The organism is Methylobacterium mesophilicum SR1.6/6 (genome assembly GCF_000364445.2).
In the GTDB taxonomy this organism is placed as follows: domain Bacteria; phylum Pseudomonadota; class Alphaproteobacteria; order Rhizobiales; family Beijerinckiaceae; genus Methylobacterium; species Methylobacterium mesophilicum_A.
In genome coordinates, this window is the sequence record NZ_CP043538.1 from 4,546,476 (window position 1) to 4,572,516 (window position 26,041).

The 26,041-nt window shown below is 71.0% G+C and carries 28 protein-coding genes and 1 pseudogene; 14 read left to right on the plus strand and 15 right to left on the minus strand.

Annotated elements, in window-relative coordinates; genetic code table 11:
• Window position 1: 1 nt before the first annotated feature.
• Genes MMSR116_RS21590 through MMSR116_RS21600 form a run of 3 tightly spaced genes read left to right on the plus strand, consistent with a single transcriptional unit; the run spans window position 2 to window position 2,714 of the window.
• On the plus strand, window positions 2-1,243 hold the full coding sequence (locus MMSR116_RS21590; protein ID WP_010687244.1) for a phosphopentomutase: 1,242 nt from the start codon (window positions 2-4) through the stop codon (window positions 1,241-1,243).
• Window positions 1,233-1,424, plus strand: coding sequence for a DUF1192 domain-containing protein (locus MMSR116_RS21595; RefSeq protein WP_010687243.1), 192 nt, complete (start codon window positions 1,233-1,235; stop codon window positions 1,422-1,424). Before MMSR116_RS21590 ends, MMSR116_RS21595 begins: the two co-directional genes overlap by 11 nt.
• 3 nt (window positions 1,425-1,427) lie before the next feature.
• The gene (locus MMSR116_RS21600) at window positions 1,428-2,714 is read left to right on the plus strand and encodes a leucine-rich repeat-containing protein kinase family protein (protein WP_010687242.1); all 1,287 of its coding nucleotides are present in this window, start codon (window positions 1,428-1,430) and stop codon (window positions 2,712-2,714) included.
• A 17-nt stretch (window positions 2,715-2,731) separates the two neighbouring features.
• Here MMSR116_RS21600 and MMSR116_RS21605 read toward each other — a convergent pair whose 3' ends face one another.
• The 5 genes from MMSR116_RS21605 to fliL form a co-directional block, all read right to left on the minus strand.
• Entirely contained in the window at window positions 2,732-3,331 is a 600-nt protein-coding gene (locus MMSR116_RS21605; RefSeq protein WP_010687241.1) for a cysteine hydrolase family protein, read from the minus strand.
• Window positions 3,332-3,456: 125 nt separating this feature from the next.
• Window positions 3,457-4,326, minus strand: coding sequence for a MotE family protein (locus MMSR116_RS21610; protein ID WP_191991832.1), 870 nt, complete (start codon window positions 4,324-4,326; stop codon window positions 3,457-3,459).
• Window positions 4,323-4,823, minus strand: coding sequence for a DUF6468 domain-containing protein (locus tag MMSR116_RS21615; protein ID WP_010687239.1), 501 nt, complete (start codon window positions 4,821-4,823; stop codon window positions 4,323-4,325). The genes MMSR116_RS21610 and MMSR116_RS21615 overlap by 4 nt, the downstream gene beginning before the upstream one ends.
• A gap of 20 nt (window positions 4,824-4,843) precedes the next feature.
• Window positions 4,844-6,061, minus strand: coding sequence for a flagellar motor switch protein FliM (gene fliM / locus MMSR116_RS21620; RefSeq protein WP_085988068.1), 1,218 nt, complete (start codon window positions 6,059-6,061; stop codon window positions 4,844-4,846).
• A gap of 45 nt (window positions 6,062-6,106) precedes the next feature.
• Window positions 6,107-6,670 carry a flagellar basal body-associated protein FliL gene (gene fliL / locus MMSR116_RS21625; RefSeq protein ID WP_010687237.1) on the minus strand — a complete coding sequence of 188 codons (564 nt, stop codon included), beginning with the start codon at window positions 6,668-6,670 and terminating at the stop codon, window positions 6,107-6,109.
• A 255-nt stretch (window positions 6,671-6,925) separates the two neighbouring features.
• Here fliL and flgF point away from each other — a divergent pair, with 255 nt between their 5' ends.
• Genes flgF through flgH form a run of 4 tightly spaced genes read left to right on the plus strand, consistent with a single transcriptional unit; the run spans window position 6,926 to window position 10,415 of the window.
• Entirely contained in the window at window positions 6,926-7,666 is a 741-nt protein-coding gene (gene flgF, locus MMSR116_RS21630) for a flagellar basal-body rod protein FlgF (RefSeq protein WP_010687236.1), read from the plus strand.
• Window positions 7,667-7,680: 14 nt separating this feature from the next.
• Entirely contained in the window at window positions 7,681-8,472 is a 792-nt protein-coding gene (flgG, locus tag MMSR116_RS21635; RefSeq protein WP_010687235.1) for a flagellar basal-body rod protein FlgG, read from the plus strand.
• A 23-nt stretch (window positions 8,473-8,495) separates the two neighbouring features.
• Window positions 8,496-9,629 (plus strand): flagellar basal body P-ring formation chaperone FlgA, encoded by a 1,134-nt coding sequence (gene flgA, locus MMSR116_RS21640; RefSeq protein WP_010687234.1) that lies wholly within the window; start codon window positions 8,496-8,498, stop codon window positions 9,627-9,629.
• A 36-nt stretch (window positions 9,630-9,665) separates the two neighbouring features.
• Window positions 9,666-10,415, plus strand: coding sequence for a flagellar basal body L-ring protein FlgH (flgH, locus tag MMSR116_RS21645; RefSeq protein WP_010687233.1), 750 nt, complete (start codon window positions 9,666-9,668; stop codon window positions 10,413-10,415).
• Window positions 10,416-10,421: 6 nt separating this feature from the next.
• On the opposite strand, the pseudogene MMSR116_RS21650 reads toward flgH, so the two are convergent.
• The 4 genes and pseudogenes from MMSR116_RS21650 to MMSR116_RS21665 form a co-directional block, all read right to left on the minus strand.
• Window positions 10,422-11,716: pseudogene (locus MMSR116_RS21650) on the minus strand (Gfo/Idh/MocA family protein).
• 204 nt (window positions 11,717-11,920) lie between these two features.
• Complete coding sequence (locus MMSR116_RS21655) at window positions 11,921-12,679, minus strand: phosphatase PAP2 family protein (protein WP_039894839.1); 759 nt, start codon at window positions 12,677-12,679, stop codon at window positions 11,921-11,923.
• Window positions 12,680-12,710: 31 nt separating this feature from the next.
• Entirely contained in the window at window positions 12,711-13,229 is a 519-nt protein-coding gene (locus MMSR116_RS21660; protein ID WP_039894850.1) for a 2'-5' RNA ligase family protein, read from the minus strand.
• Between the two features lie 27 nt (window positions 13,230-13,256).
• On the minus strand, window positions 13,257-14,372 hold the full coding sequence (locus tag MMSR116_RS21665; RefSeq protein WP_010687229.1) for an SPL family radical SAM protein: 1,116 nt from the start codon (window positions 14,370-14,372) through the stop codon (window positions 13,257-13,259).
• Window positions 14,373-14,444: 72 nt separating this feature from the next.
• Between MMSR116_RS21665 and MMSR116_RS21670 the strand changes: the two genes are divergently transcribed.
• Window positions 14,445-15,407, plus strand: a complete 963-nt coding sequence (locus MMSR116_RS21670) for an alginate O-acetyltransferase AlgX-related protein (protein WP_010687228.1) — start codon at window positions 14,445-14,447, stop codon at window positions 15,405-15,407.
• Here MMSR116_RS21670 and MMSR116_RS21675 read toward each other — a convergent pair.
• A complete protein-coding gene (locus MMSR116_RS21675) occupies window positions 15,401-15,625 on the minus strand; it encodes a hypothetical protein (protein WP_010687227.1) in 225 nt (74 codons plus the stop codon). The two genes, MMSR116_RS21670 and MMSR116_RS21675, sit on opposite strands and share 7 nt — an antisense overlap.
• A 251-nt stretch (window positions 15,626-15,876) precedes the next feature.
• Between MMSR116_RS21675 and MMSR116_RS21680 the strand changes: the two genes are divergently transcribed.
• The 6 genes from MMSR116_RS21680 (at window position 15,877) to MMSR116_RS21705 (ending at window position 20,233) form a co-directional block, all read left to right on the plus strand.
• Complete coding sequence (locus tag MMSR116_RS21680) at window positions 15,877-16,851, plus strand: glutathione S-transferase family protein (RefSeq protein ID WP_010687225.1); 975 nt, start codon at window positions 15,877-15,879, stop codon at window positions 16,849-16,851.
• Between the two features lie 109 nt (window positions 16,852-16,960).
• Window positions 16,961-17,428: a hypothetical protein gene (locus MMSR116_RS21685; RefSeq protein WP_010687224.1), complete on the plus strand. Its 468-nt coding sequence runs from the start codon at window positions 16,961-16,963 to the stop codon at window positions 17,426-17,428.
• 85 nt (window positions 17,429-17,513) lie between these two features.
• Window positions 17,514-18,428 (plus strand): thioredoxin, encoded by a 915-nt coding sequence (gene trxA / locus MMSR116_RS21690; RefSeq protein WP_010687223.1) that lies wholly within the window; start codon window positions 17,514-17,516, stop codon window positions 18,426-18,428.
• Window positions 18,429-18,471: 43 nt separating this feature from the next.
• On the plus strand, window positions 18,472-19,137 hold the full coding sequence (locus MMSR116_RS21695) for an LON peptidase substrate-binding domain-containing protein (protein ID WP_010687222.1): 666 nt from the start codon (window positions 18,472-18,474) through the stop codon (window positions 19,135-19,137).
• Window positions 19,138-19,150: 13 nt separating this feature from the next.
• Window positions 19,151-19,357, plus strand: a complete 207-nt coding sequence (locus MMSR116_RS21700) for a Trm112 family protein (RefSeq protein ID WP_010687221.1) — start codon at window positions 19,151-19,153, stop codon at window positions 19,355-19,357.
• A gap of 486 nt (window positions 19,358-19,843) precedes the next feature.
• The gene (locus MMSR116_RS21705; RefSeq protein ID WP_010687220.1) at window positions 19,844-20,233 is read left to right on the plus strand and encodes a hypothetical protein; all 390 of its coding nucleotides are present in this window, start codon (window positions 19,844-19,846) and stop codon (window positions 20,231-20,233) included.
• Between the two features lie 6 nt (window positions 20,234-20,239).
• Here MMSR116_RS21705 and MMSR116_RS21710 read toward each other — a convergent pair whose 3' ends face one another.
• The 5 genes from MMSR116_RS21710 to MMSR116_RS21730 all read right to left on the minus strand — a co-directional run bounded on the left by MMSR116_RS21710 (window position 20,240) and on the right by MMSR116_RS21730 (window position 26,021).
• Window positions 20,240-20,602 carry an STAS/SEC14 domain-containing protein gene (locus MMSR116_RS21710; RefSeq protein ID WP_010687219.1) on the minus strand — a complete coding sequence of 121 codons (363 nt, stop codon included), beginning with the start codon at window positions 20,600-20,602 and terminating at the stop codon, window positions 20,240-20,242.
• Window positions 20,603-20,675: 73 nt separating this feature from the next.
• A complete protein-coding gene (locus MMSR116_RS21715) occupies window positions 20,676-22,868 on the minus strand; it encodes a primosomal protein N' (RefSeq protein WP_010687218.1) in 2,193 nt (730 codons plus the stop codon).
• Window positions 22,869-22,933: 65 nt separating this feature from the next.
• Complete coding sequence (locus tag MMSR116_RS21720) at window positions 22,934-24,100, minus strand: MFS transporter (protein WP_010687217.1); 1,167 nt, start codon at window positions 24,098-24,100, stop codon at window positions 22,934-22,936.
• A 202-nt stretch (window positions 24,101-24,302) separates the two neighbouring features.
• Window positions 24,303-24,560 carry a hypothetical protein gene (locus tag MMSR116_RS21725; protein ID WP_010687216.1) on the minus strand — a complete coding sequence of 86 codons (258 nt, stop codon included), beginning with the start codon at window positions 24,558-24,560 and terminating at the stop codon, window positions 24,303-24,305.
• 168 nt (window positions 24,561-24,728) lie between these two features.
• Window positions 24,729-26,021 carry an App1 family protein gene (locus MMSR116_RS21730; protein WP_010687215.1) on the minus strand — a complete coding sequence of 431 codons (1,293 nt, stop codon included), beginning with the start codon at window positions 26,019-26,021 and terminating at the stop codon, window positions 24,729-24,731.
• Between the last annotated feature and the right edge of the window lie 20 nt (window positions 26,022-26,041).

The following is a 26,041-nucleotide window of genomic DNA, read 5'->3' on the forward strand; positions in this document are numbered from 1 at the left end:
CGTGGCGCGCGCGCTCATCATCGTCCTCGATTCCGTCGGCATCGGCGGGGCGCCGGATGCCGAGGCCTACGGCGATGCCGGCTCCGACACGCTCGGGCACATCGCCGAGGCCTGCGCGGCCGGGCGCGGCGACCGCGCGGGGCTCCGCGCCGGACCGCTGCGGCTGCCCCACCTCGCAGCGCTGGGGCTCGGGCTCGCCGCGGCCGGAGCGTCCGGCCGGATCCCGCCGTATCTCGCCCCTGAGGGCCCCCCGGGAGGCGCCTACGGCCACGCCGTCGAGACGGCCGCCGGCAAGGATACGCCCTCCGGCCACTGGGAGATCGCCGGCCTGCCCCTGCCCGAGCCCTGGGGCCACTTCCCCGACACGGCGCCGGCCTTCCCGACCGACCTCGTGCAGACCCTGATTGCCGAGGGCGGTCTGCCGGGAATCCTCGGAGACCGGCACGCACCGGGCGTCGCCATCATTGACGAACTCGGGGCCGAGCACCTCCGGACGGGGCGGCCGATCTGCTACACCTCGGCCGACAGCGTGTTCCAGATCGCCGCCCACGAGGACGACTTCGGGCTGGAGCAGCTCTACGACCTGTGCCGCGTGGCGCGGCGCCTATGCGATCCCTACCGGGTCTGCCGCGTGATCGCGCGGCCGTTCGTGGGCTCGCCGGAGACAGGCTTCCGCCGGACCGGCAACCGCAAGGATTTCGCCGTGGAGCCGCCGGGCCGCACGCTTCTCGATCAGGCGGAGGCGGCCGGCCGCGCGGTGGTGAGCGTGGGCAAGATCGGCGACATCTTCGCCCACCGCGCCACCGGCCGCGAGATCAAGCCCGGTCCGAATGCCGCCTGCCTCAAGGCCGGCCTCGAGGCCCTGCAGGACCTGCCGGACGGCGGCCTGATCTTCGTCAACCTGGTGGATTTCGACACGGAGCACGGCCACCGCCGCGACGTGCCCGGCTACGCGGCCGAGCTGGAGGCGTTCGACGCGCGCGTCCCTGAAATCCTGGCGGCGCTTCGCCCGGGCGATCTCGCGGTGATCACCGCCGACCACGGCAACGACCCGACCTGGACCGGGACCGACCACACCCGCGAGCAGGTCCCGGTCCTGGCCTTCGGGCCGGGCATCGCCGGCCGCGCCATCGGCCGGCGCGACAGCTTCGCCGATATCGGCGCCACGGTGGCGGGCCATCTGGGCCTGCCGTGGGACGGCGCCGGACGGCCGTTCCTGAAGGAGGGACAGCATGCGGGATGACGAAGACCGGCCGCGCAGGCCCGTGACCCACGAGGTCGGGCAATCCCTCGACACGCTCTCGCTCTCCGACCTCGACGAGCGCATCGCACTCCTGCGGGCCGAAATCGCCCGGATCGAGGCAGCCCGATCCGCCAAGCAGGCGGCGCAGGGCGCCGCCGACGCCTTTTTCAAGCGGGGCTGACGCTTGGACCGGTCGGATACTCTCGCGGCCCTGCGGCGCGGCGATCTCGGCGGCGCGCGGGAGCTGCGCCTGCCGGACGGGCTTACCGAGGTCCCGCGCGAGGTCTTCGCCCTGGCCGACACGCTGGAGGTGCTGGATCTCGGCCGTGGCAGCCTGACCGACCTTCCTGCGGATCTCGGGCGGCTGCGCCGCCTCCGGGTTCTGTTCGGCTCCGGCAACCCGTTTGCGCGCCTGCCGCCAGTGCTGGGCGATTGTCCGACGCTGAGCCAGCTCGGCTTCCGTGGCTGCGGCATCAGCGCGGTTCCGGCCGAGGCCCTGCCGCGCGACCTGCGCTGGCTCACGCTCACCGACAACCGGATCGAGCATCTGCCCGGAACTCTCGGCGAGCGCCCACGCCTTCAGAAGCTGATGCTGGCCGGCAACCGCATCGGCGCGCTGCCGGAGACGCTCGCGGGCGCATCGAACCTGGAGCTGATCCGGCTCGCCTGCAACCGCATCGAGACGTTGCCATCCTGGCTGACCCGCCTGCCACGGCTCGCCTGGATCGCCTACGCGGGTAATCCCGCCGAGCCGGCGACGGAGCCCGCCCCGGCGCCCCGGGTGCCGTGGGCGGATCTGGAGGTCGGTGACCTTCTCGGGGAGGGCGCCTCGGGACGGGTACACCGCGCCGGGTGGCGCGGGGAGGCGGTCGCGCTCAAGCTGTTCAAGGGCGCCATGACCAGCGACGGCCTGCCCGAGCGCGAGATGGAGGCCTGCCTCGCCGCCGGCACGCATCCGGCGCTGACCGGAGCGCTGGGCCGCCTCGACGGCCATCCCGACGGCGCGCAGGGGCTGCTGCTCCGGCTTCTCCCAACCCACTGGCGGGTGCTCGCCGGACCGCCGAGCCTCGCGAGTTGCAGCCGCGACATCTACGATGCGGATCTGCGCGTCGGCCCGGAGGCGGCCCTGCGGATCACCCGCGCGGTGGCGGGCGCCGTGGCCCACCTGCACGGACGCGGCCTGCTTCACGGCGACGTCTACGCCCACAACACCCTGTGGGATGCCGGCACCGGCGCGGCCGTGCTCAGCGATTTCGGCGCCGCCTCGGCGCTGCCGGGCGGAGACGCGGGCGCCGCGCTGGCGCGGATCGAGGTGCGGGCGGTCGGCATCCTGATCGGCGAGGTGCTCGAGCGTTGCGAGGCGCCCCCGCCCGGGCTGCAGGCTCTGGTGGAGGCCTGCACGCAGCCGGACCCGGACCGGCGGCCGAGCCTCGTGGAAGTAGTCGCCGCATTGGGTCAGAGGTCGGCCTGAGCCGTCCCGGCAGCGCCCTAATCGGGAATGTCGGCCTGTCGACGCGCCACGACGGCGAAGAGGTCGCCGAGCGCGGCGAGGCTCGCGGCCTGAAGCTGGGGCGCGGGGACCACGCTGCCGTCCGTCGCGGGCAGGTCGCGGGTCGCCGTTGCGGCGGCCACGACGGTCGGACGAAAGCCGAGGTTGAAGGCGCTGCGGGCCGTGGAGTTGACGCACATATGTGTCATGAAGCCCGCCAGGATGAGATCCTTCACGCCCGCCTCCTCCAGGCGCGCCTGGAGATCGGTGCCGACGAACGAACTCGGATAGGCCTTGGTGATCACGGGCTCCTCGCCCTGCGGTGCCACCTCTGGACTGATCTGGCCGATCGGCGCCGTCACGTCGTAGGGCGTGCCTGGACCGGCATCGTGGCGGACGTGGAAGACCGGGATGCCGGCCGCGCGCGCGCGCGCCAGCAGCGCCTCCGCCTCGCGCAACGCCGGCTCGACGCCGTCGAGCCGCATCACACCTTCGCGGTAAGTCTGCTGGAGGTCGATCATCACGAGGGCCGAGCCCTTGAGCGCGGCCGGCTCCGGGCTGAGGCCTGACAGGCCGCGCAGGGTTGCTGGTTCGGACATCCCGTTTCTCCCAGAGCATCACCCGCTGAACGGGGCGATTGTCGTTGGCGAGGGACCCTACACCGCGGCGCCGGGGCGGCACCATCGGCCATTGGTCCCCAGGATGTCGCCGGACGCGCGCCGGCCTATCGCGCCGGCGGCCCCGGATCGATCGCGGGAAGTTCGTTCGCCGGCAGCCCTGGACCGGCCTGGGCCTGCACGCCGCCGCCCCGGGCGCGGTTGGCCAGCGCCACGGTCAGGCGCTCGGCCGTATCGGGCTGCATCACCGCCAGCACCTCGGCCATCTTGCGCGGGTTCATGGCCAGCACGATCGGCACCAGCACGTCGTGGCCGAGGCGGTCGAACACCCGGGCTGCGTCCTTGGGCTTCATCGACTCGTACATCGTGACGATGTTCTTGAGACCCTGCTTCTCGGCTTCCTCCTTCGCCTTGGTGACGGAATCGACCTTGTCCTCCGCCTTCTTCAGGTCGCCGAGACCGGTCTCCAGCTTGCGCTCGGCCTCGCCGAGCATCTTCTCACGCAGGTCCAGCTCGTCGCCCTTCTGGCGCAGGGCGTCGCGCCGGGCGCCGAGCTTCTCCAGCAAGGCGCGCTCAGTGGGCGGGACGGAGGGCGGGGTCGCCGGCTGCGCGGCCGCCGGCTGCGCGGCGGACGGCGCGGGCGGCTCGACGGCCTTCTCGGCCGCGGCTGGGTCCTCCTTGGCCCCCACCGATCCCGTCGTGGCCGGATCGGGGGGCTCGTAGCCTGTGCGCGCCCGCGCCACCGCCCGGCCGTATTCCGGCAGCGCGCCGGTCTCCGGCAAGCCGGCCTGCAGGAGGGTCAGGAGCTTCAGCACGAGGAGGCCGCCCGCCGCCAGGGCCACGGCATCGACGAGGCGCAGCCGCATCGGCCGCACGGGCTTCAGGCGCGAGCGCCGCAGCGCCGTGTCGGTGCGAACCGGCTTCGGGGCGGGTTCAGGCTTCGGTGGTGGAAGCTTCGGGGCCTTGACCCCGGTCACGCGGCGCGGGCCCGGACACGGGCGAGGGCGCGCTCGCTCATGGCGAGGGCGGCGGCGGCGGCCGCGCCGAGGCGCTCGCCGTTCGGGCTGCTGGGCTCTGGCCGGGGCGCGGCCGGGACCGGGGCGGGCGCGGGCGGAGCGGGTGGCGGCTCCGGCCGGGCCGGAACGGTCCGCATCTGCGCCACGATGGCGCCGATGCGCGCCACCACGTGCTCGCCGGCCTCGACCTGCTGGGACAGCTCGGCGGCGCGGGCCGTGGCGGTCTCCAGGCGGGTATTGAGGATGCGATCGGAGTCGTCGACCGCCGCGCGCAGGCCCGCGATGGCGCGTTCGGCGGTGCCGGTGGCCACCATCAGATCGCCGATGGTCTGGCGCAGAGCCGTCTCGTCGCCCTTGAGCTGGCTGATCCGTCGCGACAGCCGCAGCGAGGTCACGATCGTCGCCGCGAGCAGGACGGCGACCAGGATGTCGGCGGCGAGGGTGACGAAGAGACTCATGTCGGGACCCTCATCAGGGCTCAGCTGTCCGAGCGGTTGTTCATCGAGGCCTCGTAGGCCTGGATCGTCGTGCGCGAGCGTCGCAGCGGGCGCGTGACCTGCACGGCGATGTGGCCGTCGACCCGGCCGATCCGGCCCTGCGTCAGCGCCCAGTCGCCGCATCGGACGGTGATCAGGTCCGACGGTTTGGCGTCGAACATCAGCGTCTCGCCAACCTTGAGGCTCATGACCTGCTTCAGAGGCAGCATCATCTCGTGCAGCACCGCCTCCATGGTCACGTCGGCCTGCCAGATCTCGGTGGCGAGGTGTCCCTCCCAGACTTGGTCGCGGCCGAGCTTCTCGCCCATGAAGCTCTGGGTGAGCAGCTCCCGGATCGGCTCGATCGTCGCGTAGGGGAACAGGATCTGCAGCATGCCGCCGCGCCCGTCGACGTCGAGGCGCAGGCTGATCAGGATCGCGGCGTTACCGGGCCGTGTGATGGTGGCGAAGCGCGGGTTGGTCTCGATCCGGTCGATGCCGAAGGTCACCGGCGAGAGCGGCTGGAACGACATCTCCAAGTCGCCCAGCACGATCTCCACGAGGCGGCGCACCAGCGTCATCTCGATGGCGGTGAACGGCCGCCCGTCGAGGCGGCTCGACGAGCCGCCGCGCTTGCCGCCGAGCAGCAGGTCGAAGGTCGCGTAGGCGAGGTTCGAGTCGACCGTGACGAGGCCGGAATTCTCCCACTGCTCGGCCCGGAACACGCCGAGCAGGGTCGGCAGCGGGATTGCGTTGAGGTAGTCGCCGAACCGCACCGACGTGATGTTGTCGAGGGTCACCTCGACGTTGTCCTGGAACAGGTTGCGCAGGGAGGTCGACAGCAACCGGATCATCCGGTCGAAGACGATCTCCAGCATCGGCAGGCGTTCGTACTGGACGACGCCCGAATCGACGATGGCCTGCACGCCCCCGGCCCCGGAGGCCGAGAGCTCGCGCATGGAGAAGCCGAGGACGCCGTCGATCTCGTCCTGGTTCAGCACCCGGTCGTTGCCGGCGAGTTCGGGGAGGTTGTCGCTCTCCCCATCCTCGATCATCGTCGCCCATTCGGCGGCGACGTCGCCCGCGTTGCGCGTCGTGCCCTGCTCGGCGAGGGCGGCACCCCATTCCTCGGCGAGCGACGTGTCGCCGCTCTCGGCGCCCTGCTCCAGGAGGGCCGCCGACCAGTCGTCCTCGGGGAGTTCGTCCTCGGGTTCCATCAGGCGCGCTCGATCAGACCCTGGCGGCGGGACGGGTGAGCGGCCGGATCATTGGACGATCACGTCCTTGAACAGCACGGCCTCCACCTTCGCGGGGAAGAGGGCGATGTTGATGCGCCGGAGCAGCTCCTCGCGCAGCCGGAACAGGCCCACCGAACTGGTGAGGTCGCTGGCGCGCAGCTCGCGCATGTAGATCTGCAACGCGTCCTCGACGCGCGGCATCAGAGGCTTCACCTCTTCCTCGACCTTGCTGTCCTTCAATTCGAGGGCGAGCCGCACCTTCGCAAACCGGGACTTGTCCTGGGGCATCTCCGGGCTGAGGTTCAGGAGCATCTCCCGCACCTCTACAAAGACCACCTGCTTCTTGCCGTCCGGTCCGACGCCCTTGCCGTCGCCGCCCCCGTGGCCACCGCCATGGCCGCCGCCCGACGCGGCTTCAGCGCTGTCGCCGTGGCCACCGCCATGTCCCATCATCAGGTAGGCGCCCGCGCCGCCGCCCACCACGAGGACCGCGGCGGCCACCATGATCATGAGCTTCTTCTTGCCCTTCGGGGCTGCCTCGGCTCCGGCCTCGCCACCCTCGGCGGGGGCCTTTTTGGGCTTCTTGGCCATGAAATAATGCTCTCTCGCGGGAAGCCGCGGGCCCGGTACACCCGGATATCGGAGCATCAGGGTTAACGTGCCGTTAAGCGGGCAATTCCTGCCGGGCCAGGTTTGCCGCGGGGCGCGCCAGTCCTTCGCGCATGGTGACCGGAATCCGACCCAAGCCCTTCAATTCAGAGGGCAAATTCGGTGGGAAATCCGTGGCACGACGTATGCTGAATGGATCGTTGCCGCCTCCGCGGCGCACGAGTCCCCGAGTCCACGATGCAGAATGCCCTCTTCGTCGGCGTGTCGAGCCAAGTGGCGCTCCAGCGCGAGCTGGACGTGATCGCCAACAACATGGCGAACGTGTCGACCACCGGCTTCAAGGCCCGCAACAGCCGCTTCCAGGAATACCTGATGCCGGTGGCGAGCGCGGATTCCTTCGCCCGGCCGGACCGGCGCCTCTCCTACGTGATCGATCAGGGCACGACGCTCGATCTCGGGCAGGGCCCGGTCGAGCAGACTGGCAACCCCCTCAACGTCGCGATCAAAGGCTCGGCCTTCATCGCCGTGCAGTCGCCGCAGGGCGAGCGCTACACCCGCAACGGCGCGTTCGAGATCGACCCGCAGGGCGCGCTGGTGACCAGCGACGGCTACAAGGTCGCGGGCGACGGCGGCCCGATCACCATCAACCCGCAGGAGACCGGCCTCTCGATCGGCCCTGACGGCACGGTGTCGACCAATCTCGGCATCCGCGGCAAGATCAAGCTCGTCACCTTCGCCAACCCGCAGCGGCTGACCAACGAGGGGGCGAACCTCTACGCTTCCCCCGACCCGGCGCGGCCGGCCGGCCTCGAGGGCCGTCTGGAACCCGCCGCGCTGGAGCGCTCGAACGTCCGGCCGGTCATCGAGATGACCCGGCTGATGGACGTGAACCGCTCCTACGCCATGGTGTCGAGCATGATCTCCCGCCTCGACGACCTGCGAGGCACGGCGATCCGCCGCCTCGCCGACGTCGCGTAAGGGAGCCTCGAGCGATGCGCGCCCTCTACTCCGCCGCCACCGGCATGGCGGCCCAGGAACTCAACGTCCAGGTCATCTCCAACAACATCGCGAACCTGCGCACCACCGGCTACAAGCGCCAGCAGGTGCACTTCCAGGATCTGCTCTACCAGAACCTGCGCCGGGCCGGCTCATCGACCTCCGAGCAGAACACCCAGCTGCCGGCCGGCCTCGCCCTCGGCTCGGGCGTGAAGACGACCTCGACGGCCCGGGTGATGTCGCAGGGCACGCTCTCGTCGACCGAGAAGGATTACGACGTCGCGATCCGCGGCGAGGGCTTATTCCGGGTGACGATGCCGGACGGCCGCACCGCCTACACCCGGGACGGTTCCTTCGACCTGTCGGCCTCGGGCCAGCTCGTCACCCGGGACGGCTACCTGCTCGACCCGGCGATCACCGTGCCGCAGACCGCGACCGCGGTGACGATCAGCGCCACCGGCGCCGTGCAGGCGACGCTGCCCGGGCAGACGGCGCCGCAGGCGCTGGGCCAGTTCCAGCTCTCGCGCTTCGTCAACAAGGTCGGCCTCGAATCGATCGGCGACAACCTGTTCATCGAGACCGCGGCTTCCGGGCCGGCGATCAGCGGCCTGCCGGGCGCCGAGGGCTTCGGCAACCTCCAGCAGAGCTACCTGGAGGAGGCGAACGTGAACGCCGTCACGGAGATCTCGTCCCTGATCGCCGCGCAGCGCGCCTACGAGATGAACTCGAAGGTCGTGACCGCCGCCGACCAGATGCTCTCCACCACCACCCAGATGTTCCGCAGCTGACGCGCGCGCCCAGGTCCCCGACGATGTATGCCGGCATGCCCCAAGATCCCGCCTTCGAGCCCGTCGCCCTCTCGCTCGTCAGCACGACGGCGGACGAGAGCGACCTCAGCCCGATCGTCCGCCGCGCCCGCCCGCGGGCGGCGCCTCTCGGCGCGGCCGTGCTGCTGCGCGCCGTGCTGGCTTTCCTGACATTCGCGGCGATCGGCGCCCTGGCCATCCCCGCCATGGCGCGGGCGGACGGCCTGCGGCTGCGCGGCGATATCACTGCCCGGGGCGACGTACTGACGCTCGCCGACCTCGTCGAGGGCGCGCCGGCAGCGATCGCCACGCGCCCGCTGTTCCGCGCCCCGGCCCTGGGGGCCACCGGCACGATCCAGACCCGCCGCATCGTCGACGCGGCCTCGGCGCTGGGCCTCGCCGGCCTCGAAACCGGCGGCCGGCTGCAGATCGCCGTTCAGCGCGCCGCACGGCGCCTGGGACCGCCGGAGCTCGAGGCCGCGCTCAAGCAGGGCCTGCAGGCGGGCTTCGGCCTCGACCCGCGCGGCGTGGCCGTCCGGTTCGACGGCGACAGCCCGGTCCTCCTCGCCCCGGCGGATCTCGAAGGCCAGCCGGCCGCCCTCGACCTGACCTACGATCCGCGGTCCCGCCGGGTGGCGGGGCTCGTCAGCCTGGGCGAGCGGCAGGCCTCGCTGCGGGTCTCCGGCGTGGTCATCGAGCTTCGCGAAGTCGCGGTGCTGACCCGCGGCCTCAACCGCGGGGAAGCCGTCAAGGAGGGCGACGTGATCATGGAACGCCGTCCGCGCGAGGCGGTGGCGGCCGACGCGCAGGCCAGCGGCACCGCGATCCTGGGCGAAGTCGCCCAGCACCCGCTCCCGGCCGGCACGGCGCTCCGAGTCTCCGACACCGCTCCGCCCGAACTCGTTGCCCGGGGCGAGAGCGTGACCATCGTGTACGAGACCGCGAGCGTCAGCCTGTCGATGCGCGGCTTGGCCAATGAGGGCGGCCGGATGGGCGCCGTCGTCAACGTCGTCAACGTCGCCTCCAAGAAGGTGCTCCAGGCCACCGTGGTCGGGCCCGGCCGGGTCTCGGTGAGCCCGAACCCCGCGGCCCAGCAGGCCGCCGCCGCGCCGGTCCAGGCGACCGCCTCCCTGCGCTGAGCATCCGTTCCGTACGCGTCGAAGAGTGATTGCCCGATGGCCAGCCGCCTCGTCCTGAACCCGCTCGCCGCCGCGCTGATCGCGGGCGCGCTCGGTGCGTGCAACACCGCTGACCGGCTCTCGCAGGTCGGCGCGACCCCGGCCCTGTCGGCGATCGAGGATCCCACCAGCCAGCCGGGCTACAAGCCGGTGCGGATGCCGATGCCCGACGTGCAGCCGGTCTCGTACGCGCCGAACTCGCTCTGGCGCACCGGCTCGCGGGCCTTCTTCAAGGACCAGCGGGCCGCACGGCTCGGCGACATCCTGACCGTCAAGGTCAACGTCACCGATCAGGCGAACATCAGCAACGAGACCAAACGCTCGCGGGCCAACACCGAGAGCTTCGGCCTGCCGAACGCCCTCGGCCTTGAGAACAACGCCGTCGGCAAGTCCCTCGGTGTCGGCGGCACGGCGCTGCTGTCGGCCACCTCCGCGACCGCCAACGACGGCGCGGGATCGGTCCAGCGCGCGGAATCCGTGACGACCAACGTCGCCGCGGTGGTGACCCAGGTCCTGCCCAACGGCAACCTCGTGGTTGAGGGCAAGCAGGAGATCCGCGTCAATTTCGAGGTGCGCGAGATGATCGTGGCCGGCGTGGTCCGGCCGGAGGACATCGAGTCGGACAACACGATCGACTCGACGAAGATCGCCCAGGCCCGCATCGCCTATGGCGGCCGCGGCCAGATCACCGACGTGCAGCAGCCGCGCTACGGCCAGCAGATCGTGGATATCCTGCTGCCGTTCTGAGGCGCCTCAGCTCGGCTCCTCCGGCTCCGGCCCCCGCGTGACGTCGAGGCCGGTGCCCGCACCCTCGGGCGGCCCGACCTTCACCGGCGCGCCGGTGCGGGCGGCCTCGTAGATCGCCTCCATGAGCACCTGATCCTGCAGGCCCTCCTCGCCGGGCGTGCGCGGCCGCAGGTTTTCTTGGATGCAGCGGGAGAAGTGGTCCATCTCCAGGGCGAACTGGTTCTTGGCGCTCAGGACCTTCTCGTCCCGCGCGGCGCTCTTGCCGTCCCTGTGGCCGATATACAGGCGTTGCCCCTCGTACGCGAAGGCGTTCTGAAGATCGACGGAGGCATTGCTGGTGTGGAGCGTCAGCGAGCGCGCCTCGTAGACGCCGTAGCTCGTCAGGCACTGCGCGATCACGCCGGACGGAAACCGCATCGTGAAGCTCACCGTCTCCTCGACCTCGCGGTATTTCGGATCGTCCGGCGAGTGGATCTGCGCCTGGATCAGGTCCGGCTCCTCCCCCAGCACGGCCCGGCTCGTGTTGAGGCAGTAGAGCCCGATATCCGGAAGCGAGCCGCCGCCCGCCAGGGGCCTCCGGAGCCGCCACTGCTCCGGCAGCCCGGTTGTCTGGCCGTTGAAGGCCTGGATCATCCGCGGCCGGCCGAACTCGCCGGTGCGGGCGATCTTGATCACGGCGCGGTTGTGCGGCTCGTACTGGCAGCGATAGGCGATCATCAGCTTGACGTTCGCCTTCGCGCAGGTCGCGATCATGTCGCGACACTCCTGCGACGAGACCGCCATCGGCTTCTCGCAGAGCACCTGCTTGCCCGCGCCAGCCGCCGCCACGACGTTATCCCGGTGCACGCCGTTCGGCGTGACCACGTAGACGGCCTGGACGTCCGGATCGGCCTTCAGGCGGTCCCACTCGTCGTAGCCGTAGACCGCGCTCTCAGGCAGCCCGTACTGACGCGCCACCAGCTTGGCCTTGTCGGGGGAGCCCGACATCACCGCGGCGAGCCGTGACCGCTTGGTCGCACCGAAGGCCGGCAGGATCTCGTCGAGGCTCAGGCGCCCGAGACCGACGACGCAGTAGCCGACGCGCTGGCTCGGCGGCTGCGGCGCGGGCGTCGGCGCCGGGGGCGGTCGCCCTGGCCGCGCCAGTTCGGGAACATGACCCGGCCGCCCTGGACCGCGCCGGTATCGGCCGGGACTGACGGCGCCGGCGGCGCCGCCTGTGCGCCCCCTCCCACAGCGGCGCCCGCGAGGGCACCGCCAGCCGCGAGGAGGTTGCGTCGAGAGAGCCGCGTGTCGTCCGCCATGGGCCTCGCCGTGTTGCCGGATCGGGGGAAGCGGCGCCGAGACGCCGCAGCTGCGGGCCGGAAAGTGCTTGGGGAGTCTCCCGAGAATCACCGACGACCGCGCCACGGTGAACGCCGCTGGCCGCGCTACCGTTTCCAGCCCTCGGCGCGGCGCGCGGACGCGCCGCTGTCCTCGCCGAGCGCGGCGACACCGCCGCGGTGCCATCAGGCGGGTGGCGGCGGGTCCGGCGCCTCAACCTCGCCGCGGCGCTGGAGTTGCAGGGCGACGAACCAGCATAGGGAAGCCCAGGCCGCGCCGATGCACCAGCCGGCCAGCACGTCGCTCGGCCAGTGCACGCCGAGATAGATCCGGCTGATGCCCACGAGCAGCGTCACCGTCACGCCGAGGACGAGGACCAGCGCCTTCGCGCGCAGATTGCGCTCCACTCGGGCGATCAGGGTCGCCAGCGTCAGATAGGCGATGGCCGCCATGGTGGCGTGGCCGCTGGGGAAGCTCGCCGTGAACACCTCCATGCCGTGCGGGACGAGGTCCGGACGCGGTCGCTGATAGAAGACCTTCAGGACTGTCGAGACCAGCTCGCCGCTGCCCACCGCGGCCAGCACGTAGAAGCCGATCCGCCGCCGCCCGGAGACCGCCAGGTAGGCGGCCACCGCACAGGTCATGAACAGCACCGTGAACACGCTGCCGAGCCCGGTGATGTCGCGCATCGTCTCCTCGAGCCAGGGCGGCCCGATCGGATCGGCGAGATCGGCCGGGTTGCGGAGGGCCAGCAGGATCTTGCGGTCGAGTGCGGCCGTGGATCCTTCGCCGACCTCGTGGGCGAGGTAGAAGAAGCCGTAGCCGAGGATGCTAAGACCGAGCAGGGCCACGAGGGGGCCGACCTCGTTGAGGCGGAGCCGAAGCCAGACCGCCATCGCGGGCTCGGTCAACCGGTTGTGCCGCAAGCTGCTAGGCGCCCTCATGACGCCAGTTCCGATCGGGACGCTACTCGCATCAGGCATTCTCCCCGAACGGCAGGCGCGCCAAGGGTTCCCAAGGCCCCCCGAGGTAACGCCACAGCAAGGTCGCCGGTGCCGTGAAACGGAAGGGCACGAAACCCGCCGACAGGTCGGCGTGGAGAGCACGGGCCGTCTCCGGCGCGACCTTGTTCTGCACCGTCACGTGCGGGCGCCAGCCCTGGCGGTCCTGCGCCGTGAGGTGGGGTTCGAAGCCCTTGGCGAGCCGGGCCCGGAAGCCGGCGAGCCCCTCGGATTCGAGCACGTAGGCGACGCCGCGCCCGGTGAAGCGCAGACCCGTCACGGCGACCTCAGGGGGTGGGACGGTGCGGGCGAGCGCGGTGATCGCCTCGATCACGCCCCGCTCCCGGTCGCCCGGCAGGTGGTGGAACAGCGTCGCGTGGGCCGGGATGCGGTTCAGGGCTTCGGGGAAGTGGCGGCGGCGCTCGCCGTCGAACCGCGCGAAGGTCGGCGCATCGAAGGCGAGCGTCAGGATCAGGGGGGCGGCGTCCATCATGGCCGGCGACATGGCGCCCGGACCCGCTCAGGTCCAGTACAGCACCCGTGCCGCCGGCAGGTCGCGGGCAAGGCAGGCCGTCAGATGCGCGCGCATCGCCTGCATCAGCGGCTTCGGGAAGACGTGCTTCACCGAGCCGAACTTGGTGCGCTTCTCGACGCGCTCCGCCTCGTCGAAGGGCAGGTCCGAGCCCGGATACCAGCCGCGCAGCACCGCCTTGGAGACGGGGGTGAACCGATGGGTGATCAGTTCGGCGGTCAGGTCGAGGCCGGGCACGTCCGCCACCGCCGCCGCAGCCTCGCGGACCAGATCGGCATAGGCCTTCTCCCAGCCAGCCACGGGCAGGATCGGCGCGATGGTCAGGCCGACGGGGTAGCCGGCCCGCGCCGCCTGTCCCATCGCGGAGAGCCGCGCGTCGAGTGAATCGGTGCCGCCCTCGTAACGGGCCGCAGTCCGGGCGTTGACCGAGAAGCGGATGCGGGTGCGCCGGTTGTGTGGCAGGTCGAGGAGCGGGCCTATCGCGGCGAACTTGGTGGTGAAGCGCAGTTGCACCGGCGCGTCCCAGGCCCCGAAGTGGCGGATCGCCGCCGAGAGCGAGCCGGTGAGGTGCTCGATCCCGAGGGGATCGGTGTAGCAGGACGCCTCGAAGGTGGTCCCCTCGTGGGCCCGCTCCGCGGAGTTCGACGTGACGGCGCCTTGGCCCGCATAAGCGGCGAGGTTACCCAGGATGGCCTGGAGATTGGCGTAGGCGCGGGTCACGGGCGGCCCCTGGAGCGAGCCCGCGAGGTAGCAGTACTGGCAATGGGCCGGACAGCCCTCGGCGAGGTCGAAGCGCCAATCGGCCGAGGGCGGGATCGGCTGGAGCCGCAGCTTTGTTGGCGGCGCCGCCGTGATGGCGAGGGTCGCCTTGGCGGCCACGTAGGCGCGGCGCGGATCCGGCTCGCGCGGGCTCGGGATCCGGTTGGACGCGAGCCGCTCCACCGGCAGGCCCTGCGCCTCGGCCCGAGCCACCATGGCGCGTCCGTGCGCATGCTCCAGGGCGGCGGGCGTGACCAGGATCCGGCGCGGCTGCCACAGACGGGTGGGGCGGAGACGGCGCGCCGTCTCCGGGACTTCGAGCGCCAGGGCGGACGAGGAAGGCATGTCTGTCGAACGCGCCTGCGCCGCACCGGGTCCGGTCTAGGCGCCCGATCCCGGTGCGGCTAAAGCACCGTCATGTCTTCAGGCAGGGAGAGCGTGCATGTCGGCCGCGACGGCTGGTTGTTTCTCACCGGAGGGACCAACCGCGTCATGGACCGCTACCGGGGCGGGCTGCGCCACTGGCTGCTGCTCCGCGCCTGGACGCGGCTGATCAAGGCCCGCACGATCCGAGCGGAGAGCCTGGGTATCCGATGCCTGCACGTCATCGTCCCGGAGAAGCTCTCGGTCTACGACGACAAGACCGACGGCCTTCGCTACGCCCCGGCGAAAGCCTCGACCCGACGTCTCGCCCGAGGTCTCGCCCGGAATCCGGCCTACCTCGATCTCCTGGCGCCGCTTCGGGCGGCCCGGAATGGGCCGGTGCCGCTGTACCTGCGCACCGACACGCACTGGACGGTGCGCGGGTGCCTGCTGGCCTATCGCGAGATCATGCGGGCCCTCGGCGCGATCCCGCCGGCCGACATTGGTGCGCGGCCCCAGATCGTCTCCGACGAGGTCATGGACATCGGCGAGAAGCTCCGCGACCGCCCGCGCGAGCGGATCGAGCGTTTCATGCTGCAGCGCGACGCCGAGCGGATCGAGGTCGGCGCTCTGCTGGCCGCCTACGAGGCCGAGGGGCGCGACCGGGAGGTCCACGTCGGGGCGCATGTCGTCTACCGGAACCGGTCGGCGGGCGCCGACCCGCGGCGCCTCGTCCTGTTCGGCGATTCCTGCGCGCATTTCGACCCGTTCCTGCTGACGGGGATGCTCGCCGAGAGCTTCAGCGAGGTCCACTTCGTCTGGTCGTCGAGCCTGGATTGGGACTACATCGCGCGGGTTCGGCCCGACATCCTGCTGTTCGAGCTGGCCGAGCGCTTCCTGGCCCGGGTGCCGCGGGACGACTTCGACGTGGCGGTCGCCGGCCAGCGCGGGACGGGCGGGCGCCTCGCGCGGATCCAGACCGGCAGGCTTGGGGATTCGCCCGCCGCGGCTCAGTAGAGCGCCGGCTCCACGCGGGCGAAATCGCCGAGGCTCGCGGCCTGATACTTGGCGAAGGACTCCGGCGCGTAGGCGATCCCGATCATCAGCACGAGCAGGGTCACGAGGCAGGCAAGCGTCGCCGTGACCACGTCCGCGTGGCGTCGCAGGGCGTGGATCATCACGCACCCGAACGTGAACAGGGCCGCCTCGGCGACGGGCACCAGCGCGAACGACATCACTTCACCTCCATCGGCTCTTGCCAGGCACCGGACGCGATGACGACGCTCATCCACGAGCCTGTGCGACCACCATGGACAATCTTGCTGCACCGCAACAGAAGGGGTCACGCAGCCCTGCCTTGCGCGGAACTCGCACGGCGCCGGGAACCGCGTGGCGGATCGCGCCAGGATCGCGCGCGGTAGCCCTTTTCCGGCCGGTCGCGACGCCCATCTCGTCTCGACCATCCTCCTGCATCGGGACATGACCCATGGGCCTCCTGGTAGACGGCGTCTGGCGCGACCAGTGGTACGACACGGCCTCGACGGGCGGTCGCTTCGAGCGCAAGGCGTCGTCGTTCCGCAACTGGGTGACGGCCGACGGATCTCCTGGCCCGAGCGGGGAGGGCGGGTTCCGCGCGGAGGCCGGCCGCTATCACCTCTACGTGTCGCTGGCGTGCCCCTGGGCGCATAGGACCCTGATCGGTCGCGCGCTGAAGGGGCTGGAGGATGCGATCTCCGTCTCGGTGGTTGATCCGTTTATGGGTTCGGAGGGCTGGGTCTTCGGTGACACGCCCGGCGCGGCGCCTGACCCGATCCACAACGCCCGGCGCCTCTACGAGGTCTATCTCGCGGCCGACCCGACATACAGCGGCCGCGTCACTGTCCCGGTCCTCTGGGACCGGGAGCGCGACACGATCGTGTCCAACGAATCCGCCGAGATCCTGCGGATGCTCGACGGCGCCTTCACCGGCACGGGCCCCGACCTGTATCCCGATGACCTGCGGGCCGAGATCGACGCCGTGAATGCGCGGGTCTACGACCGGGTGAACAACGGCGTCTACAAGGCCGGCTTCGCCACCGCGCAGGACGCCTATGCCAACGCTTTCCAGGCCCTGTTCGACGAGCTCGATGCCCTGGAGCAGCGCCTCGACCGTAGCCGCTACCTTCTCGGCGCGCGGCTGACGGAGGCCGACATCCGTCTCTTCACCACGCTGGTCCGGTTCGACGCGGTCTATGTCGGGCACTTCAAGTGCAACAAGCGCCGGATCGCCGACTACCCGAACCTGTCGAACTACCTGCGCGACCTATACGCGCTCCCCGGTGTAGCGCCCACCGTAAATCTCCTGCACATCAAGCGGCACTATTACGAGAGTCATCCGACCATCAATCCGACGCGCATCGTGCCGCTGGGCCCGGATCTGGATTTCTCGGCCCCAAACGATCGGGCGCGACGGTTCGGCTGAAGCATCCCTGCCGCCACGGGTCACGGCTGGTCCGCTGGGCCGGCGCAACCCTCGACGGCCGGCGCCGCGCGCCTAATTCGGATCCCAACCGGAGGAACCCCCGATCGCCATGACCAACAGCCTGCGCCTCGCGCTGCTCTGCGCCCTTTTCAGCCTGCCCTCGGCAGCGCACGCCCAGGCCGCGCTGCGGCTGGAAGGAACCTGCGAGAAGCTCGTGATCGCCGAGAAGGACTTGAGCGCGACCTGCAGCAACGTCCTCACGAATGCGGTGAGCCGCAACCGCACCAGCTTCGATTTCAGCTCTGCCGACGGTCCGGCGGTCAGCTTCAGCGGCAACGGCGCCCAGCAGGAGGCGACGGAGGAGACCGACCCGCTGCAGCCGATCAACGCGGTGGTCGTCGGCAAGGACGGTGCGCCAACCCTTGCCATAGGCGCCTGCCGCTTCTCCACGCCGGAACCCGGGCGGACGGCGATCTCCTGCGAGGCGAGCGCGGCGGACGGGCGCCTGTTCGCCGGGACCTTCGTGACGGCGGCCAAGACAGCTGCGGGTGCCCCGGCCGCAGCGCCTGCGCGCTGAGCAGCCGGCGCCATCCGGACTGGTCAGACGGCGCCCGAAGCCCCATTTAAGGCGCTCCCTCCAAAAAGGTTCCGAAGCCAGACCGATGCTCAACGACACCCTTGCCGGGGGCAGCGCCCCGGCCGGCGATACCGGCACTCTCATCAAGGACACCACAACGGCGGGCTTCCGGCAGGACGTGATCGCCGAGTCGATGCAGCGCCCGGTGCTGGTCGACTTCTGGGCGCCCTGGTGCGGCCCCTGCAAGCAGCTGACCCCGGTCCTGGAGAAGGTCGTCAAGGAAGCGGCCGGCGCGGTCGTCCTGGTGAAGATGAACATCGACGAGCACCCGTCGATTGCGGGTCAGCTCGGCATCCAGTCGATTCCGGCCGTGATCGTCTTCCAGAAGGGCCAGCCGGTGGACGGCTTCATGGGCGCCGTCCCGGAGAGCCAGATCAAAGATCTGATCGCCCGGGTCGCCGGCCCCGTCCAGGATCCGGTCGAGGCAGCCATTGCCGAGGCCGCCGGCCTGATCGAGGAAGGCGACCTCGCGGGTGCCTCGGAGATCTACGCGGCGATCCTTGAGCAGCAGCCCGACAACGTCGCGGCTCTGGCTGGTCTCGCGAAGCTGCAGCTCGATGCGGGCGAAGTCGAGAACGCCAAGCGTGTTCTGGCCATGGTCCCCGAGGCGAAGGCTTCTGACCCGGCGCTCGCCGGCATCCGCGCCGCCCTCGAGCTCGCCGAACAGGCCGCCTCGCTCGGCGATCTCGCGGGGCTGCAGCGGGAGGTCGAGGCCAATCCGGACGCCCATCAGGCGCGGTTCGACCTCGCGCTGGGCCTAGCGGCCCGGGGCGAGCGCGGGCAGGCGGTCGACCACCTGATCGAGCTGCGCAAGCGCGACAAGGATTGGAACGAGGACGGCGCGCGCAAGCAACTCCTTCAGTTCTTCGAAGCCTGGGGCGTGATGGATCCGGACACGATCCGCGGGCGGCGCAAGCTCTCGGCGCTTCTGTTCTCGTGAGGCGCCGGCTCGCGCTCCGGCACAAGCCCATCAGGGAGGCGCCATGAGCACGCATGCGAGCTACAAGGGCCCGGCGGACTGCCCCGCCGTGATCCCCGTCTTCCCCCTGTCCGGCGCGTTGCTCCTGCCCCGTGGGCAGATGCCGCTGAACATCTTCGAGCCGCGCTACCTCGCGATGGTCGACGACGCGATGCGCACCGACCGGATCATCGGGATGATCCAGCCCGACCCGGAAGGATCGGGCGCGTCGACGCCGAAGCTGTACCGCGTCGGCTGCGCGGGCCGGATCACGCAGTATGCCGAGACGGGCGACGGCCGTTATCTGATCTCCCTCACGGGCATCAGCCGCTTCCGCGTCGAGAGCGAACTCGCCTCGGCGAGCGCGTATCGGCGCTGCCATGTCTCATACGACAGCTTCGCAGTGGACTTCGCGCCGCGCGCGGGCGAGGAACACGTCGACCGCGACGGTGTCCTCAAGGCGCTGCGCGACTTCGTGGAGTCGAACGACCTCAAGGTGGACTGGGCCGGTATCGACGAGGCGCCCGACGAGGCGCTGGTCAACGCCCTGTGCATGATGAGCCCGTTCGGTGTGCGCGAGAAGCAGGCGATGCTGGAAGCGCCCGACCTGAAGACCCGGGCCGAGATCCTGATCGCGGTCACGCAGATGGAGCTGGTTCGCGGCTCCGGACCCGAATCGACGATGCAGTAGGTTTTTTCAAACGATGGCCAATGACCTCACCGCGCCCGTCGAGGCGACCCGCGTCGACCCGAAGCTCCTGGAGATCCTGGTCTGTCCACTGACCAAGGGCACCTTGGAATATGATTCCGCCCGCCAGGAACTGATCAGCCGGTCGGCCAAGCTCGCCTATCCCATCCGCGACGGGATCCCGATCATGCTGCCGGAGGAAGCCCGGCCGCTGACGGACTAAGGGCGATCGCGTCGCGCTCGATTGGCACCCCGTGGTTCATGTGACGCGCCTCTGACCGGACAGGCGGAGCGATAGCGGAACCCGTTCCGGGACGCGGCACCCGAAGCGCCGCGTGAGCGACACCGTTAGCTCTCTCCAGACGCTTCGTGCGTTGGTCTGCCGAATCCCGAGTCGCTTGCCGCTGGCGCCGCATGCGACTCGTAAAAGACGGTGCGATACCCGCCCGCGACGATCTCGGCAGATCGCCGCAGAAATTCCCGACAAATTCCGACGGCAGGTGTACCTGGTATTTAATCTCAATGCTGTCCAGCGTCAGCTTGACTATTCCGTACGTCAGCGCGCTGGCCGAGGCCAATTCTTATCAATGCGGCCTGTGGCCATACTCTCGCCGTTTCTTTCGTTCAGCTTCGGGTCATCCTCCATCGATGATTCTGTCCAGGCACGCCGCTCTGCGCGGTGGCCACATCGCTGAAAGATAGCCCTACGATGACCAAGCTGACCGCCGCTGCGGCTGTCGCCGCCGGCCTGTTCGTCCCCGCATGCCTGCCCGCTCGCGCGGAATCCGGTCCGCATAGCGGGACATGGTCGGTGGAACTGGTGACGGAGAGTGGCGTGTGCAGCGCGCGGTACACCTATGCGCTGGCGATCCGCGAGGGGCAGGTGCGGCTGATCTCCGGCGCCGCTGGCGCGCGAGTCAGCGGGCATGTCGGCGCGGACGGCAGCGTCGGGCTCACCGTCAGCAACGGGACGGCGAGCGGCACCGGGACGGGGCGGCTCCAGGCCGGCAACGGCGCGGGCACTTGGAAGGTCAGTTCCCTGTGCTCCGGTCGCTGGACCGCGCGGCGCAGCGACAACCGCACCGCGCAGGCCGAGTGAGGCCGTTCAGGCGGCTGCGGCGAGCCAGCTGCGCGCCTCGTCCAGGCGGGCGCGCTCGAACACCTTGATCTGGGTCGGCGAGACGAAGTTGAACGTCTCGGCCAGGGCCTTCAGCCAGGGCGCGTCCGTCACCAAGGCGACGTGGCTGACGCTCTTCATCATCGAGAATCCGAAGCGCGGGTCCTTGAAGAAGGCCGCCGGCTCCATGCCTTCGAAGGCGCGGATGTCCTCGAGCAGCTTGATCTTGCCGCCCTTGTCGAGGTCCGCCTTCATGGCGGTCATCGCGGCGTTCATCTCCTCGTCGGTGATCTTCCCGTCGACCACGATCTCGGCGACATTCGAATCCGGCGTCTTGGTGTAAGTCAGCACTGATCGCTCCTCCGGGAACCGCCCGCGTCCGCCGGTCTCCGACCGGGGAAGCGCCGCCCGAGGGGCGAGTGTCCTACAAAAAGCTCTGCGGGTCGACATCGATCGCGACCCGCACGTTGCCTCGCACCTTCGGGCCGCGGGCGATCCAGGCGCGCAGGTAGGCCTGCAGGTCGACGTTGCGCTCGGTCTTCACCAACAGCCGAAACCGGTAGCGGCCCCGCACCAGGGCAAGCGGCGCCTCGGCGGGACCCAGCACCATCACGCCCTCCGGCGGTTCGGCGGCGCGGGCCAGCGCCTGCCCATGCGCCTCCGCGACCTCCCGCTCGTTCGCCGAGACGATCAGCGCCGCCAGCCGCCCGAACGGCGGCAGGCCGGCCGCCTCGCGGGCCTGGATCTCCTCCGCGTAGAACCGCTCGGCATCCCCCGACAGCAGAGCCGCGATCACCGGATGGTCCGGCTGGTAGGTCTGGACCAGCGCGCGGCCGGGCTTCTCGCCGCGGCCGGCGCGGCCGGTCACCTGCTGGAGCAGCTGAAAGGTCCGCTCCGCCGCCCGCGGATCCCCCGAGGTCAACCCGATATCGGCGTCGAGGACGCCGACCAGGGTCAGGCCGGGAAAGTTGTGCCCTTTGGCCACGAGCTGCGTGCCGATGACGAGGTCGCATTCCCCGGCCGCCACCGCGTCCAGCTCCTGCCGGAGGCGTTCGGCGCCGCCGGGGAAATCGCTCGACAGGACGACGATGCGCCGGTCGGGGAACAGGGCGGCAGCCTCCTCGGCGATCCGCTCGACGCCGGGACCGCAGGCGGTGAGGTTGTCGAAGGTGCCGCACTCGGTGCAGGCCTCGGGCCGCCGCTCCGCGTAGCCGCACTGGTGGCAGATCAGCGCCCGGCGGAAACGGTGCTCGACGAGCCAGGTCGAGCAGTTCTTGCACTGGTAGCGGTGGCCGCAGGCCCGGCATAGGGTGAGCGGCGCGTAGCCCCGCCGGTTGAGGAAGAGCAGCGCCTGCTCGCCGCGCTCCAGGGTGTGCTTCACCGCGTTCACCAGCGGCGGGCTCAGAAAGCGTCCGCGCTCCGGCTGGTCGAGGCGCATGTCGATGGCGGCGATGTCGGGCAGACGGCGGCCGCCGAAGCGCTCAGGCAGCAGGACGTGCCGGTAGCGGCCCCTCGCGGCATTCACGCGCGTCTCGATGGCGGGGGTCGCCGAGGTGAGCACCACCGGACAGTCTTCGAGGCGCCCGCGGACCACCGCCATGTCGCGGGCATGGTAGTGGACGCCGTCCTCCTGCTTGTAGGCGGTCTCGTGCTCCTCATCGACCACGATCAGGCCGAGGCGGGCGAAGGGCAGGAACAGGGCCGAGCGCGCACCCACCACCACCAGCGCCTCGCCCGCGGCCACGGCCGCGCGGAGGCGCTCGCGCCGCTTGCCGCCGATCCCGGAATGCCACGCCGCCGGCCGCACGCCGAACCGGGCGGCGAAGCGGTCGAGGAACTGCGCCGTCAGGGCGATCTCGGGCATCAGGATCAGGGCCTGACGCCCGGCGCGGATGCAGTCGGCCACCGCCTCGAAGTAGACTTCGGTCTTGCCCGAACCGGTGACGCCCTCCAGCAGGACGGGCCGGTTGTCGGCCTGCTGGTCCTCGCCGAGCGGCCGCCGCCACGGGAAGCCCTCCACAAGGGCGGTGACGGCCTCGGCCTGGGCGGGCGAGAGCGGCGCCCGCGGGGCGTCGGGATCGGGGTAAGGGGCGACCGGCTCGGGCTCAACCGCCACAGCTTCCAGGGCACCGTCGTCGATCAGGCCGTCGACCACCGAGAGCGAGACGCCGGCCTCCTTCGCCAGGGCGCTCTTGCCGCGGAGCGCCTTGTCGGCGGCGACCGCCAGGACCTTGGTGCGGGCGGCGGTCGGCCGGGCGGGCGGCTTGTCGGTGATACGCACGGCGACCCGGACGGTCTCGGCGGCCGCAGCCTCGTCCGGCAGGCGCAGCACCATGGCGAGCGCCGAGCCCTTCGGTGCCAGCGTGTAGCGGGCGATCCAGTCGACGAGGCTGCGCAGCGGATCGGAGAGCGGCGGATAGGGCAGGCGCCCGGTCACCGGGCGCAGGTTCGAGCCGCCGGCGGTCTCGGCCAGTCCCCAGACAACCCCAACGATCTCGCGAGGCCCGAGGGGAACCTGCACCACGTCGCCCGCGGCGAGACCGAGACTGGCGGGCACCACGTAGCTGTAGGGCGTGTCGAGGGCGAGCGGGATCAGAATCTCGGCGACGAAGGGCATGCAGGGTTTTTCGGGCGGCTCCGTTCCGGGTCCGTACCATAGGCCGGGGAAAAGAACCCGCCCGTTCAGGGCCGGCGCAGACTCGCGGCTAGCGGTAGGGCGGCGAGGCTGATCGCCGCCATGACCCAGAAGCCCGACGCACCGAGGGCGCCGTAGAGCGCCCCTGAGGCCAAGGTGGCGAGCACGCCCGACAAGCCGAGGCCCAGGGTGCCGTAGAGGGCGAGCGCGGTGGCGCGCAGGTCCGGCGGCGTAACCTCTTCGATCAGGCCTAGGCAGGCGAGGTGCAGGAGGGCGAAGCTCAACCCATGCAGTGCCTCCACGGCGGCGATCCAGGGAACCGCGGTGGTGGAACCCAGCACCGCCCAGCGCAGGGCACCGGCGCCGGCCGCCACCGCGATCCCGGCCGGAAGCCCGATCCGCTTCAGCAGATGCGGGCCGACGAGGAGGAAGACCAGGACTTCGGCGGCGACCGATTCCGACCAGAGCAGGCCCGCGGTGCCGGGCCCGATGCCGGACTGGCGCCACAGGATCATCGCGAACCCGTCATGCATCGCGTGCGCGCCGATCACGAGGGCGGCCGCCACCACCGTCCGACGGAACCGCGGGAACCTGATCAGCCCAGAGACGTCGCTCCACGGCGATCCCGCTTCGGGCGCAACGGACGGCTCGGATGGGACGGCCAGGGCCGCGGCCGCTGCGGCGAGAAACAGGACTCCGCTCGCCATCACCGGGGCGGACAAGCCACCCACATCGATGAGGCCGCCCGCCGCCAAGGTCGCCGCGATGAAGGCAGCCGAGCCGGCGCCGCGAACCCAGCCGTACTGGAACTCGGCGCCGCCGCGCGCCGCCGCCAGGGCCAGCGCGTCGGAGAGGGGTGCGGGCGCCGCGGTCCCGATGGCGTATGCGAGACCCGGGCCGAGGAGCAGCACGAACCCCGCAGCCGGGAGATGGGCCAGCACGGCGAGCCCGGCGAGGCCGAGGCTTGCCGCCAGGACCGCACGCCCGGCCCGGTGACGGTCGGCGAACGACCCGGCCACGGGTCCGACCAAGAGGCGGAGGGCGCCGGCCGCGGCGAGCAGAATGCCGATCTCGCTCGGACCGAGGCCCCGCTCAGCGAGGAAGCCGGGCAGGATCGGCGAGAGGCTGCCATAGGCCCCATAGAGCGCAGCATAGAGGATGAGAAAGCGCGCGAGGCCGCCTCTGCGTCCGGCCCCGGTCAATGCCGCTCCCATCGAGGCGATCGCACAGGGACGGTCTTCGCCCGGCCATACCGGGCCCGGGCAGCGGAGTTCCGGAAGGCGGGGCACGAGAGGCCGGTGGGACGGTTCTGTGCCGCCGCAAAGATCAGCCCCAAATCCCACCTCCCGCCAAACCGAGTGGGAGGGACCGTAGCACCGCAGGGCGACGACGTGTCAGGGCTTCTGCGGTTGCCGATCAGGCTGCGCGGCGGACGGCGTAGCGGTAGCGGCGCCCGTGCGCGTCCAGCAATTCGCTGTCCGACCCCTCCTGCCAGACGACCTCGTCGTCGGGCCGGGCGGCGTTGGTCAGCGTCGCCCCGCGGACGATATCGAGGCTCAGGCCGAAGCCGTAACTGGTGGCCGTCGCGTCCGTGATCGCGGCCGTGATGTCGGCCTCGTCGGGCAGGCAGGCGAAGAGGACGCCGTCGGCGATCGCGAGGGTGTAGGTTTGCACGTTTGAACTCCCGGAGCCTCGAAGAGCGTGGACCGGCTTGAGAACGGCGGAACCTAGTCATCGCGCCCGTGATGTGAAGCGCGTGACACGGGATGCTGCGTTGCAACATTTCGTGAGGCGACCCGCGGGCCGGCCCGCCGGCGGTGAGCGACCGAGCTAGCCGCAGGCTCAGCGGCGGAGGGACGGAAGGCTCGCCGGTTCCTCGGGCTCGACCACAACCGTCGCGGGGACGGCGCCATCGCCGACCAGGGCCTCCGCGATGGCGTCGGGGGAGATCGCGGGATCCCCCGCGCCGGCCTTGTCATCCGGCGGCTCGGCAGTGATGCGGGCGGTTTCCCGGCGGGGTCCAGTCTCCGCGTCCGCCGCGTGCTCGTCGGCCACGCCGGCCACGGCTTCCGGCGCGATCAGGCCGATCGCGGCCGCGTGTTCGGCCATGGCGACGCTGTCGGCGGCGAGCACGAGGCTGGAGCCTGCCCGCGCGACCGCGCCCGCAAGGCGGACGATCTCCTCGATCCGGGCGGCGTCGCGGGACACGTTGCGGATGTAGACCGCCAGCACCCGCCCGGGATTTTCCTCGACGATCTGCGCGTAGACCTCCGGATCGTGCTGGCCGCTGTCGCCGATCAGCACGAAGGGCAGGTCGCCGTAGAGGGCGAGCATGTGCCGGATCAGCGCCTGCTTGTGATCGGTGGCTCGCCGCGGCAGGGGGTGGGTCCAGGACAGGCCCCATTCCCTGAGGAACAGCACCGGCCCGGCCGGGATGCCGTGGCGCTGGAAGAACTCGGAGAGCATCTCGTAGAGGCCCCAAGGCGCCCGGGAGACGTAGAGCATCGGGTTGCCCGCGTCGCCACCGGCCCCCGCATGCAGCGCCCGATAGAGCGCCGCCACGCCCGGGAAGGCGACCCGGCTCTCGGCATCCTCCACGAACAGCCGCCAGAGCATCTTGAGCTTGTTGGCGACGCCGGTCCGCATCACCGTGTCGTCGATGTCGCTGACCACCACGCAGCGGCAGCTTTCGGGCGGGATGAACACCGCGCCCTCGGCGGGGATCGGCGGCTCGGCCTCCAGCAGGAGATCGACCGGGTGCCAATCCCCTTCGGCAGGGAGGGCTGCACGCGGGTGCAGATGCACGCGGAAATAGCCGTCCCGGTCGGTCTCGACGCGGGTGGCGGCGTCGCCGAACCGGGCGGTCACGGTCACGCCCGCCACCTTGCGCCGGGCGATTCGGCGGCGCAGGTCGCGCCATTGCGCCCGGAGGGACTCGGGATCCTCGCCCGGGATGCCGGGCGATTGGTGGAAGACCCGGCCGATGAGAAACACCTCGTCGCGGGAGCCGTAGCCGCGATAGGGCTCCACGACGAGCCCGCCGCGGCCCTTGCCGCCGTAGCCCTGCGCACGGCGGACCGGGCGGGTGAGGACCCGCAGCGCCTTCGTGGCGCCCTTGCGCACGCGCGAGGCCATGGCACCGCCCGCCGTTCAGA